This is a genomic window from Elusimicrobiota bacterium (assembly GCA_040757695.1).
Lineage (GTDB): Bacteria > Elusimicrobiota > UBA8919 > UBA8919 > UBA8919 > JBFLWK01.
Genome location: JBFLWK010000068.1, coordinates 1 through 12,455 on the forward strand (window position 1 = coordinate 1; position 12,455 = coordinate 12,455).

The following is a 12,455-nucleotide window of genomic DNA, read 5'->3' on the forward strand; positions in this document are numbered from 1 at the left end:
AGGAGACGCTCTGGACACACACATTGAGCGTGTTTTATAGATTTGGCGAGGGTGTGGAGGTGGAAGCTGGACAGAACAAACACTGGAGGCAGAAGCCGTCCGCATCCCGCAGACCCAAACCGCAAAAGAAAGAGTATGACTGGTGATGGGGGTTGACTGATATGAAATGCGAAAATTGTCCTGTAGATGTTCCGAAGTTGAAACAGGTAGAAGTAGCGAATTTAATAACACATGCTACTTTCTGGATTTGCGAGCAGTGTCTTGAAGAAGAGAAAAAAGAACACTTTGTCGGATATATCCGCGAAACAGGTCAGGTTAGAGAGTCAGAGCAGAAGAGCAAAAGAGCAATAGAACAGAAGTAATGTTTTTACTTTTTGAACTTTTACTTTGTTGTTAATAGTGTGAATATGCGAGAATTATCTAACAATGAAATACATAGGCAGGCGGAAGTGGCAATAAGTTTTTGTAAAAGGCGGAGAGTGAGTTTTGACCACTGGGCACGGGTAAAGTCATTTTCAAGTGACGATTATAATGCGATAGAAAAATTGTTTCATAATAAAAATGTACGAAAAAAAGTTGAGAGAAGGGAGATATGGTTCAAAGAAATGTTCAGGCGGATGGGTGTTGATATAACCACCGGGGAAATAATTTTCACTAAAGAATGGGGTATGAGAAAAAATTAGAGTTAAAAAAATGAACATAGAACTGTTGCGAATAAAAGAATATCTCCAAAACAACGAGTTTTTTAAGATGATAAAAAATCTTGATGCATTTGCGGAAAAACTGTATGACGCCTATCACTGCGATACGGATATAATACCAGAATTAAAGAAAGCGGACTTCTGGCTTATCAGTAATCCCACCAGACGCAAAAAGAACTATGCCCGGTTTCTTTGCAACTGGATGTCAAGGACAAGGAGCAGGTTATGAGTTTTTTAGATAGATACCGCAAATATGCGTTTTCAATTACAGATGCGCCTGATGTATTTTCGGAATTTCTATCAATAGCAACCGCTGGAATAATAATAGGCAGAGCCCGTTTTTTACAGTTCGGCAATAATGAATTATATCCAAATTTCTGGATGCTCATTTTAGCACCGTCTTCGTTTTACCATAAGTCAACCGCATTAAACATTTCAGCAAAATGTATCTATGTGGTAAAACCGCTTTATATTTATCCTACTGAATTTTCACACGAAAAAATATTAGAAGTAATCCAGGCGAATCCGCAGGGCGTATTTTATTATTATGAATTCAAGACGCTTATGGGCATTCTGTCAAAGGACTATATGCAGGGCACAAAAGCGTTTTTAACCGAGATGTTTGACAATCCTGATATGTATTCAAGACAGACGAAAGGCGGGAATATTTGTATTGAGAATCCTTGCGTATCTATGCTGTCTGCGACGACATCTGACTGGTTTGTAAATTCTATTAAATCAGGTGATTTGGAAGGTGGGTTTTTAGGTAGGTTTTTGTATGTCAATTCAAACAGCAAATTAAGGAATGATGCTATACCATCAAGACCTAATAAGGAAATGAGAATCGGTGTTTATTCTGCATTAACAGAACTGATGGAAAAACTCGTTGACCAAAAAGCAGAGATGTATTTATCGCAGGGAGCACTGAAATCGTACAAAATCTGGTATACAAAGTTTGTCACAAGGGTAGATAAAATCCCGTTTGTATTCAGACCGCTTTTTGCACGACTGAATATCTACTGCCTCAAAATCGCTATGGTTCTTGAAACCTGCGAGACATTAAAACTTGAAATATCCGAAGAGACGATGAAAGAATCCTGCCGGTTGACCGATTTTTTATACCACTTAACTATGCAGTTATGTGAGACCGACATCGCTTTTTCTAAATCGGAAAGCAATGAAAAGAAACTTCTTAAAATACTGAATTCATCTACACTTCAACCAAAAGAAATGAACAGGACTCAACTTTTGCGGGCATCTCATATGTCATCTTTTGAGTTTAATAGCACAGTGCAAACGTTGGTAGACAAAGAACAGGTAAAAACATATTTTGAGAAAAAACCCGGATCAGATAAGTCCATGCAAATTATTGCTTTATTGGAACCGAAGCAATGAAAAAAACGAATATATTGAAGATTTTGGAAAGAAAAGTCACAGATAATTCACAAAAAAGTATAGCAAATTCACAAAAAGGAAATTCACAAAGTTCACAATAATTCACAAGGGGGTTGTGAACTTGCTTTTTACATACTTTATCGTCTATAAAATATATAAATATATAGTAAATTCACATAATATTTATATATCCTAGGACCCCTATATAAATAACAAACGTAGTAGAGATTTTAAAGGAACCGGGAAGGGGTATAGGGGGGGTGTGTGAAATTGCATTTGCTTTTTTAGAAACCCAACCCCTGAAAATGGTCAAAAACTAATGGAAATAGAAATAGAAAAACGGTAGAGGATTTAAGATTATGAGTATTATTGGCACTGAAAAGACGGATGGTGTTAAGGCAATCAATTACCTTGTGTGGTTCAGGTTCAGCAAGGCGTATATTGACAGGGATAAGTTTGTTCAGTGTGTAAAAGAAGTGGGGCTTGATGAGTTTCTTGTTCCACGCTTGATGAAAAAGCCACAGGCACTCCGTAAGGTCTTGCGGAACACTTTTTCAGGCAAAGAGTTAATAACCAGTCAAGGCACTGCTAAACTTACTATGATTGAATCAAGTAATGAACCCGAGTTTAAGTTTCATATTAACGGGACAGTGATTGATTATTATCAACATACCTCAACCACACGGAAACTTGTAGGACTAACTTACAACGACTTATCAGCCAAGACAGAAATTGAATTTGAGAAAATACCAGACGATGAGAAACTTCTGCTTGAAGGAATGTTTAAGGGGATAGATGAAAAAGTGGAGACGCTCATTACGAACCTTACCAACGAGCAGATAGCGGATTATGTGACTTACTATCTTGAAAACACTGTTCGTTTCAGGGCGTCTGCGGCTTTGTATTATGTTCACCCAAAATACAAAGAGTTGCTTGAAAAATTGAAAACACTCGTAGATAAAGTCAACGGCATAGCGGTTCAAGAACTGGCAAAGATGGAGTTTAATTATATCACACTGATAGACCCGAGAACAGTAGCAAATGGGATAGTCGGTTCTGTTCAGGATGAGGCAGAGTGTCTACAAAAAGAGATTGATAACCCGGAGCCGATGACAGCAGAGCGAGGACAAAAAATCTTGCAACGGGTTCATTCTTTACGACAAAGAGCAAAGGCGAGTGAGGAGTTTTTCAGAAACCAGCAGGAACAGGTGTGGAATATGCTTAATGAACTTGATACTTCAGCGTCAAAGGCTGTATCGGAAGCGTTACAGAAAGGCGATATAGACGACCTGACACAATTATACACACGGTCAAGGTTTATTCAATTGGTGCATAATCTTTTAGCAACCAATCCTGACGCTAAGTGGTCTATTGCTATGGCGGACATTGACTTCTTTAAGAAAATCAACGATACCTACGGTCATCAGTTCGGTGACAGGTGTCTTAAAATCGTAGCGAATACTATAAAGTCAAAACTGCAAGAGCCAGACATCGCAGGTAGATATGGTGGTGAGGAGTTTATCTTGTTCTTTCTTAAACCAGCAGATAGTAGCAGAGATGACTGCGAGGAAATCAGGAAAGCAATTGCGTCATTGGGTCCTAGAGTCGTAGAGTCATTGGGTCAAGACCCTAAGACCCTAAGACACTATGACGCTAAGACGCATTTAACTGTCTCTATCGGGATTGCAGAAGGTGGAAAAGGCATTGGGCTGGAAGCGGTTATCAGGGAAGCGGATAAACTGCTTTACAAAGCCAAAAATAGCGGTAGAAACAAGGCTGAAAGTAAGGGCAAGTGAAAAAGAGGGCTAAAAATATTATGTTAACTTTTTTAGGGCTGTTTAGAGGGTATAAAAGACCGCCCAATTTTCAAATTTTCTGCACGGTGGCTGAAAATGTTAAATATAATGACTTTTTTTTGAGACAAATATTATGCGAACCAAATATGGCTGTTTTTGGCTAATTTTTGAGATTCCCTATTATGAACAAATTACTTGGTAATAAATTCGTTCAGGTTCCAAAGGCGTTTTTTAAGGTCATTCCACACCTGGATTTACCCGCTGTGGCAAAAGATATTTTATGGGTCTTGATGTGGCTGACTTATGGCTACCACAAAGAGTGGCGACCTATCCATATCAAAGAAATAGCATTCCTAATAGGATGTCAATCTGATGTTGCGGAGGACTGGATTCGCAGGTTGCTCCGCTGGGGTGTTTTGATTAGGGCGAAGTGTTCTACAAAAAAATCTATTCGCAAATACAAGCCTCGTTATGTCTATGCTGTGAATCCTACAATCAGGCAATGGCGGGTCTTGAAACGGAAACGGATTTACAAGGATACTGCAAGACCCGAAGATATGGAACAGGCACTTTACTTACTTGGTGATAAATACGAACAATTTTTTCATCAACCGCCTGACGAGACACTCTATAACGAACTCAAAGAACTCTTGCATTTTTATTCTCCAAGACGGCTTTTAGGTATTATGAAAAAATCAGCAGTTCAAGGCAAAGGCTGGGCAGGTGTTGTCAGACATTTATCAACGCAGGGACTTGGAGGAACGGAGTGAGAAGCAAGATGCAAGAAGCAAGATGCAAGAGACAAGTAGTCAAAGGCAAGGTGGTCTTTGTCTTGGTCTGCTTATTTCTTGCTTCTGACTTCTTGCTTCTGCCTTTTGATTTTATGGACGATATGCTCATCAACGATGAACGGACACTTTATGACGCTTCAATAACTGACACACAGGGTCATCAGCAGATTGGTGTGTTCCCGCAGGGAACGGGGATTAAAACACCGGGCTCTGCTTTTACAGTTAAGGGTGCTTTAACGCCCGGTGGTCTACCCCGAACCTACTCGTATATTCCGGCGGAGGATGTGGCGAAAAGAGAGAAGCAAGATGCAAGAATCAAGAAGCAAGAAGGGGCAGGGGCGATAGAACAATTTTATCAGTTCACATCTGCCCATATGGATACATCCGCATCCCGCTGGTATGACGACAAAGTGTATTTGCTGGTTGTTAGACCACAAGACCACAAGACTACAAGAACTGTCATTTCTATTCTACCTTATAATCCGTCTTTTTATGAGAGTGTTGTTTCAGCACGGAACGGAATTGAGAACCGCTTTCGCAAAAGCGGTGAGCAGGATATTATTTGCTGGGGACAGTCGTCGCAGATTTCCAATCCTGTTGCCTATTTCTTTTTAGAGCCGCAGAAACAGGCGGACTTTTACAGGGTGTTTATACAAAAAGAAGTGAACGGCAAAGTTTCCGAGCCGATATTGTATACCTTTAAGCGGGATGCGGGGCAAGATTCTCCAACAACTGCTGGAGAATACAGGGTGGGGATAGGTAGGGTTGCTCCGCTCCCGTCTAACAGAGTAAAACTATGGATGAAATAGTAAAGAAATGCAAAAAATGTTTACGAAATTTACAAATAGCGAATTTCAGGAAATATCGGTGCAGGGAAAAATACATTTATTTTTCCAGCTGGTGCAAAGATTGTAATAAAAAATATGTCAAGGAATATTACAGATTAAACAGGGAAACAATGTATCGCAAAAAACAATTATATTTAAAAAATAACCCATGGGCCAAAACCTTAAATGGAATTATCACAAGAGTAGGAAAACAATATAGAAAATTTGGAATTAAAAATTACCTTATTGTTCAAAATTTACGGTTTTTATGGTTACGTGATAGGGCATATTTAATGAAGAAACCTGTAATACATAGAATTGATAATTTGGGAGATTACACGTTAGGAAACTGTAAATATGTAGAGTTAAAAGAGCACCTGAAAATTCATAGCAGAAAAGGTCAGAAAAGGTTGCTTTGGAGATATAGAGATAAAAACAGAATGCTACCTGAAAGTTTAAGTACTTACATAGGGATTGGTAGAGAGTAAAAAATGAGTAACGGTAAAAAAAAGACAAACATCTCATTTAGCGCTAATGATGAGAAAATCATCGTTGACGAAAAAGACATTATTGACGAATACAGCCCGGAGTCCATCAAGGCATTAGCGAAAAAGGGCTTTACACACGACAAAAAAGGTGTAATAACAATGATGCCGAAGTGTCCGAAGTGTGGCACATATCTCTCGCAGATTTTATTTCAAGGGGAATTGAGACCTATTACAAACAAAGGCGAGATAGAAAGGAAGCAAGAGGCAAGAGGCAGGAAGCAAGAAACGGTAGCCCAATCAATACCGCAACCACAAAAGCGTTTTAATTTCAAGTGGCTGTATATCCCTGTTTTGCTTTTACTTATTTCTATATTTCTATATTTCTATATTTCTATCAAGCACGACAGATTACCAATTTCAGTCACACTCGCAAATTTCAGAGAAGTGTCAGGCTATTTCACGATAGAAGGGACTGCTGAAAATAATTTAGCACCGATAGAAGCAAGACCTGTCGCAAGGTTTTACGATAACTTCGGTAAAGTTATTTTCACAAAGAGATTTCCGAGACAATTTTTTAATACAGGCATAACACCAATAATACTGTCACTGAAAAATCATAAAAGCGTTGAGGAAGTGGAAATTTTTATAGAAAAATGAAAAAGAAAAAAAAGTATCGGGAAATGGTTATGAATAAGTTTAATTTGCTCTACAATAATTTCTTACAATTTCAGCAACTGCTTAATGAAAAAAAATCAAAGCAGGAATTCATTAAAGGATTGTTGCCGGAAATTGAAAATCGGCTGATATTGATAAAAAATAGATTAGCCGAAGGGGGCTCAGATGAAACGATTTAAGATTCAAGATTTAAGATTCAAGATTTTGGTTTCACTATTTGCTATTTACTATTTGCTATTTGCTGCCTTATTCGGTGCTGTCCGCATTGACTTCAATAAGGCGAAAGCAGAGGAATTACAGAGGGCGACGGGACTTACTGCCGAACAGTGCCAAGAGCTCGTCAAACGGCGAGGCGATGTCACGTGGGCAATAGATGACCTCTCAAAAGAGGCAAAACGCCTTTCACCAGACGCTTTTGAGAAACTTTTATTAGGCACTTATATCGTCAGCCCTGACGATAAACGGCTTGGTGAAGGCGATGTTTTGATTATTACAGTTGAGAAGCAAAAAAAAGAATTTACCGTTCAGCCAGATGGAATGGTTGTTTTACCAACACCTTTAACACCGATGGCTGTCAAAGGTATGACTGTTAATGAAGTTGCCGAAAGATTTTATCGGCTTTATAACATAGACGACCTGACCGTTGAGTTGAAAAAACCTGCAGAAGGCGGGCAGGTAATTGTCATCGGTGACCCTGAAGTATTAAGACCTGGTCTTTACAAATCCGGTCGGTTGTTTGATGTTATCGCAGAGGCAGGGGGCGTAAAGTATATCGGCAAGGCGTCAAGAGTGCGTGTTTTAAGGAACAACGAGTGGCGGGAGTTTTCACTGAAAAAGTTCCGTAAAGGCGATGTCTCACAAAATCCGCCGTTGATTGCCAACGATGTCGTGGAAGTTCGCAGGGGTTCTGTCTGGGGTATTATCTGGGCGGTTGAGCCATATTTCCGTCTGATAACACTTCCTATATCTGTTACTTTCAGTGCATTAGGAATAGACACGAGGGCAAGTCAATGATAAAAAAACTTTTTGGTATTTTTGGGCTTATCTGGGACAATCTTACTTCGCCTTTTTATAGCGAAGATATGAGACGAAAATACAGAGAGCGACGAAAAAAGCGACTTGACGAATTCCCGTTCAAGGAAAGACGAACTTGGACAAGGCGGTTCAGAGATATGATGAAGCACTTGCTTTTGCTGTTTCTGTTTTCTCTTACTTCTTACTTCTTAATTCTTGCTTCTTGTTTTACTGGCTGTGCCTCATCACAAAAGCAGATTGATATTCTTTCTGTTCCTATACCTGATGGCTTTCGCTGTGAGGAGTATAACAACAGCAGGGCATTCTGGGTTAATGAGGATATGGTTGCGGGTGACGCAATGGATTGGTATAACAAACTCTGGGGCTGGGATGTAAGCGGTCAGGATAATACAAAGATACTAACAAAAGCCAAGCAAAAGTTCCGCCTATCTTTTGGTGTTTATACCGTCAGTGGCTCGTCAATAGAAATTACCCGGATTGGTAAGGGCAGTAAGTTCAGCGATAAAGTCAAAGACAAAAAAGATGAGGCGATAGATGAGACGGAAAACGAGGGATTAGATAAAGTGAAAGACACGCTGAAAGAAAAACTAATCCCCTGGTGATGATAATATGAAACGAAAAAATAGCATACAGATAAATGACACTGTTCTATCAGGGAAAAGGGAAAGAGTCGGGAATGTGGTATATTTTAAGACCCCGTTAGTTGCTTTTGTTCGGTATGCGTTAGAACAGTCCGCTTTTGTTCCAGTATCAAAACTAAAAAGAGCAAATGGCAAATTAAAGCCTATTATGAAACAGGCAAGTAAGCGGAGAGAGTTATGACAGAATATCTGTGCAGGGATTGTGGCGAGATTTTTGAGGCAGAAAACCCGCTAAAATGTCCTGCCTGCGGTTCGGCAAATATCATAACCTATCACGAGGAGGAAGACGATGATTAAAAAGTTTTTGGTTTTACTTATTTCCATATTTCCATATTTCTATATTCCCTGTCTTTACGCTGTTATCACAGAAAGTAACCATCCATACATTGATTGGTATGTTCCGCACAAAACAGGGATAGCACATATTGACAGCAACTACGATGGCGATACGCTTACAACTTCACAGGGCACTAAAATACGGTTGCTTGGTGTGAATACACCTGAGATAAAACCGAAAGAACCGGGTGGCAAAGAGGCAAAAGATTTTACGAGAGAGATGGTTGGTGGGCAGGATGTAGATATAGTGGTAATGAACGCTTATCAGAAGGATAAATACGGCAGGACACTTGCGCTTATTTTTGTAGACGATAAATGTCTCAACTGGGAACTGCTGAAAAGCAAATTAGCAGAGCCGATGGTGTTCCCGCAGGCGACGATATTAAAGCGTGATATGTGGGAAAGCGGGAACTATAACATAAGAACACAAGAACATATGAACACAAGAACGCCTTCAGGTTATTCTGGTTGGGCGAGATTGACAAAGCCGAAAGAGGAAGTGAAAGAAACCGTCGCTGTTTCCACTCAACCATCGGTTTCTACGCTGACAGCAAGGGCAGTTTTAACTCAACCTGTTCAACAACCACTAACTCAACAAACGCAACAAACCCAACAAACCCAAGAAGCAGTCGTAATGGCATTCGGTGGTAAGCAAATAATTCCCAAGTCCGTTGCTGTTGAACCAAAAAAAGAGGAAAAACCGAAACCACCTGCGCCCAAAGTTGTCGTTGGTAATGTTTTAATAGAGCCTGGCAGAACATACCGACTGCGTCTAATTACATCGGGTCAGGGTCAGTATGTTTTGGAAGTAGTAGCAGGAGAATAAATGAAAAAGCAAAGGATTATAGCGGTGCTTAATAAACTTGACGATGTAATTTTTACGCTAAAAAGAATGGGCTGGATAGTAATTGATGAAATGACTGTCGGTGAAATCAAAAGGTTGTTATTAAAGCAATTAGGCGAGAGTGTGTATAAAAGGCAGAGGCGATGAGAACACCACATCCGAGATTTATATTTGGTAGAGAAACCGAGATAGAAAAGATACGGAAACTCATAAATGATGAGGTTACATTTCTTTTATTCGCAGAAACAGGTGTAGGCAAGACACACCTTATCAGGCATACTGTTAAGCCATTTTTAGATGGTAAATCCGAAAAGATTTTTGGGACAGACAGAGATGGCAAATTAAAGGGCAGATGCTATTATGATATTTCATCGCTTCGTATAGCGACAGAGTCAAGAAAAGTTTTCAACAATTTAGAAAGATACCTGACCACTACTTACAGCATCCCTGTTTTACCAGAGAATATGAGAGCGGGACTGGATGTTGGTGGTTGGACAATCAGAATAAAGCAGATACTGAAAACGATTCGCTATGCTAATCAGCCGTTTTATTTGATATACGACCAGATGGAAACAATGAATCCATCGCTTGTGAATATCTTTCGCGAGTGGCTACAATACGCTCTTTTTATCTTTGCTACCACACCGATGAGGTATCCGCAACGGCTTGAGAATTTTTATCAGGAGATTGGGTATCAAAAAGTAATTGCATACCCGTTAACTACAAAAGAAGCGATTGATTTTTATGACGCATATTGTGTCCAGATTGGTTTAACCCGCGAAAAAACTGGTGACAAGCTCTATCAATTTGCGAGGACAAAAATTTTAAGTCAGATATTCGGTGTGCCACAGGCAATTGTGGCGATGATAGTTCGGCTAAAACATTTATCACCACTCAACAAAGTGAACATAAGAACAATAGAGAATCACGAGTCAGGTGTGTTAGAGCGGGACATAACGATGGCAATTTTTATTTTGATATTCTGTTTTGTTGCTATGCGGTTTCTGACAATGAGAACATTTGAGCGATGGATTTACGCTGTTTTTGCGATACTATCTATGGGCGGAATGTATTCATATCGGCTGGTCGGTCGGCGATTTACTCTGAAAGAGGAAAACGAAATCGCTATTAACCGAGCAGAATCACAAATCCTGTTCCCGCTTCGTAGATTTTATATTTTAATCCACATCATTGCCAGTATTTTATTGCTGAATGTTTTACTCTCTACATTTTTAATCAAGACAACCATTCCAGCGATACTGGTCTGCGGTGTGTTTTCTATTTTACCAGACATTGATATAGAAACATCTACGATAAGCAGAATCTATAGAGGCGTTCTCGGGTTCTTTGGTTCTCGGGTTCTCGTGTTAAAACTCAAGAACACAAGAACTCGTGAACTCGTGAACACCGTTATAAATCTCCCTGCCTGGCTTGAGAGCCACTGGGGACACAGGACTTATTGCCACAGTATCTGGGCAGTTTTATTTACAGCAATTATGACACTGCCATTATCTCTTATTGACTGGCGATTAACATTCGGTGCTGCTTGTGGAGTGCTCGGACATATTTTTTACGATGCACTTTCGCCATCAGGTGTTAAATTGTGTTATCCAGCGAGGCACAGTTATGTCTGTCCGGGTCCAAAGAGCATGAGGATACCCAACGGCTCAAAGCGGGAACTCATATTTGCTTCCTGTATTATACTTCCGCTTTTTTTACTCTTTCTTTATGTTGCTGGTATTGGTTGGGGCAGAGTATATCTTAATCTTACAGGCGACCCGAATGCACTTGCACGAGAGGTAGCCAGATACATCAATAACAACAATGTTATAGTCAGCATAAACGGTATGTGGCGTGTCTCATTAAGACCCGCTATTCAGGAAAGGTTTAATATAGTTGCTGTAATGGGCGATGAGATGTTCGCAGAGCAAAACGGGAAACTATATCGGCTGTCACCTAATTTTCTGTTTTCTGCGATTTCCGTTAGTAAAGGCAGGATAGAAGTCGGTGAAAAAATCACAACTTCTGCACAGACAATAGAAATCAAAGAAAAGTCATTTGATGAGTTTTATGAGCAAATCCCCAAAAACTCTGTTGTATCAGGTAGGATTTCAGGTGTTGCATATGAGACAGCGTTGGGCAAGTTTGCACCCCGCGAAGCGGTAGAGGAGTTCTCGGCAGTCCAGATGTTGCCGTCGGGCAAAGACAAGGTTGAGATTGTATTAGCATATGCCACCAACGAATATCTCAAACAGTTGCTTGGCGAGGGTGTCTGGATTGACTGGGGCGTTCTGACGATAGCAACACGACAGGGGGTAGGGAGTAGGGTATAGGCAGTAGTAAAAGTCAAAGTTTTTTCTACACCCTACACCCTACACCCTACACCCTACTGCCTGATGTTTTATGTTTAACCGATTTATCTGTATAGCGTGTGGGACAAAATTACAGGGGAATGATTTTTCCTGTCCGAAGTGTCATAACACCACTTCAATCATTCCGCTACCGCCTGAATTGTGGGAATATGACAGAGATGACGGTAAAAAAACAGCGACCTATTTACCAGTGGGCTGGAGTTCATTTGACAAAGCACTTGGTGGCGGACTTGCGAGGTCTTCTATGACAACGCTATGTGGTGATGAGGGTATCGGCAAGTCAACGCTCTCATTACAGCTCGGCAATGCAGTAGCACAGCAGGGCAAATCCGTATTTTATGTAAATACAGAAGAGCACAGAGATGTCCTTGTAAAAAGAGCCCATAGATTGAAAACAACATCACAAAACCTTGTTATTGAGGCAGGTAATGTCAATTGCAATGTAAAATTATACCAGGGTTGCAATGTAAAAGTATACCACCTGCAGGTGGTATAATTAATGGTTCAGGTGGTAATTAGATGTGTTGCAAAGTAAAAGTATACCAGGTAAGTGA

17 protein-coding genes are annotated in these 12,455 nt (G+C 40.1%); all 17 read left to right on the plus strand.

Translation table 11 applies throughout. The annotated features are described in order from the left end of the window. The first annotated feature begins 161 nt into the window (after window positions 1-161). The 17 genes from AB1349_10320 (at window position 162) to AB1349_10400 (ending at window position 12,397) form a co-directional block, all read left to right on the plus strand. The gene (locus AB1349_10320; GenBank protein ID MEW6557734.1) at window positions 162-362 is read left to right on the plus strand and encodes a hypothetical protein; all 201 of its coding nucleotides are present in this window, start codon (window positions 162-164) and stop codon (window positions 360-362) included. Window positions 363-407: 45 nt separating this feature from the next. Beyond that, a complete protein-coding gene (locus tag AB1349_10325) occupies window positions 408-683 on the plus strand; it encodes a hypothetical protein (protein MEW6557735.1) in 276 nt (91 codons plus the stop codon). A gap of 10 nt (window positions 684-693) precedes the next feature. Then, window positions 694-930 (plus strand): hypothetical protein, encoded by a 237-nt coding sequence (locus AB1349_10330; protein ID MEW6557736.1) that lies wholly within the window; start codon window positions 694-696, stop codon window positions 928-930. Next, on the plus strand, window positions 927-2,096 hold the full coding sequence (locus AB1349_10335) for a DUF3987 domain-containing protein (protein MEW6557737.1): 1,170 nt from the start codon (window positions 927-929) through the stop codon (window positions 2,094-2,096). Before AB1349_10330 ends, AB1349_10335 begins: the two co-directional genes overlap by 4 nt. Window positions 2,097-2,455: 359 nt before the next feature. After that, a complete protein-coding gene (locus AB1349_10340; protein MEW6557738.1) occupies window positions 2,456-3,892 on the plus strand; it encodes a GGDEF domain-containing protein in 1,437 nt (478 codons plus the stop codon). A gap of 182 nt (window positions 3,893-4,074) precedes the next feature. Beyond that, window positions 4,075-4,662 carry a hypothetical protein gene (locus tag AB1349_10345; GenBank protein ID MEW6557739.1) on the plus strand — a complete coding sequence of 196 codons (588 nt, stop codon included), beginning with the start codon at window positions 4,075-4,077 and terminating at the stop codon, window positions 4,660-4,662. Then, window positions 4,659-5,492: a hypothetical protein gene (locus tag AB1349_10350; GenBank protein ID MEW6557740.1), complete on the plus strand. Its 834-nt coding sequence runs from the start codon at window positions 4,659-4,661 to the stop codon at window positions 5,490-5,492. Before AB1349_10345 ends, AB1349_10350 begins: the two co-directional genes overlap by 4 nt. After that, window positions 5,480-5,998: a hypothetical protein gene (locus AB1349_10355; GenBank protein MEW6557741.1), complete on the plus strand. Its 519-nt coding sequence runs from the start codon at window positions 5,480-5,482 to the stop codon at window positions 5,996-5,998. Before AB1349_10350 ends, AB1349_10355 begins: the two co-directional genes overlap by 13 nt. Before the next feature lie 3 nt (window positions 5,999-6,001). Continuing rightward, window positions 6,002-6,655, plus strand: a complete 654-nt coding sequence (locus tag AB1349_10360; protein ID MEW6557742.1) for a hypothetical protein — start codon at window positions 6,002-6,004, stop codon at window positions 6,653-6,655. After that, window positions 6,652-6,852, plus strand: coding sequence for a hypothetical protein (locus tag AB1349_10365; protein ID MEW6557743.1), 201 nt, complete (start codon window positions 6,652-6,654; stop codon window positions 6,850-6,852). The genes AB1349_10360 and AB1349_10365 overlap by 4 nt, the downstream gene beginning before the upstream one ends. Beyond that, complete coding sequence (locus AB1349_10370) at window positions 6,839-7,687, plus strand: polysaccharide biosynthesis/export family protein (protein MEW6557744.1); 849 nt, start codon at window positions 6,839-6,841, stop codon at window positions 7,685-7,687. Before AB1349_10365 ends, AB1349_10370 begins: the two co-directional genes overlap by 14 nt. Continuing rightward, a complete protein-coding gene (locus AB1349_10375; GenBank protein ID MEW6557745.1) occupies window positions 7,684-8,310 on the plus strand; it encodes a hypothetical protein in 627 nt (208 codons plus the stop codon). The genes AB1349_10370 and AB1349_10375 overlap by 4 nt, the downstream gene beginning before the upstream one ends. 7 nt (window positions 8,311-8,317) lie before the next feature. Continuing rightward, a complete protein-coding gene (locus AB1349_10380; protein ID MEW6557746.1) occupies window positions 8,318-8,530 on the plus strand; it encodes a hypothetical protein in 213 nt (70 codons plus the stop codon). A 108-nt stretch (window positions 8,531-8,638) separates the two neighbouring features. Then, complete coding sequence (locus tag AB1349_10385; GenBank protein ID MEW6557747.1) at window positions 8,639-9,511, plus strand: thermonuclease family protein; 873 nt, start codon at window positions 8,639-8,641, stop codon at window positions 9,509-9,511. Then, window positions 9,512-9,676, plus strand: coding sequence for a hypothetical protein (locus AB1349_10390; GenBank protein ID MEW6557748.1), 165 nt, complete (start codon window positions 9,512-9,514; stop codon window positions 9,674-9,676). After that, window positions 9,673-11,862 (plus strand): metal-dependent hydrolase, encoded by a 2,190-nt coding sequence (locus AB1349_10395; GenBank protein MEW6557749.1) that lies wholly within the window; start codon window positions 9,673-9,675, stop codon window positions 11,860-11,862. Before AB1349_10390 ends, AB1349_10395 begins: the two co-directional genes overlap by 4 nt. 70 nt (window positions 11,863-11,932) lie before the next feature. After that, a complete protein-coding gene (locus tag AB1349_10400) occupies window positions 11,933-12,397 on the plus strand; it encodes an ATPase domain-containing protein (GenBank protein MEW6557750.1) in 465 nt (154 codons plus the stop codon). The last annotated feature ends 58 nt before the right edge of the window (window positions 12,398-12,455 follow it).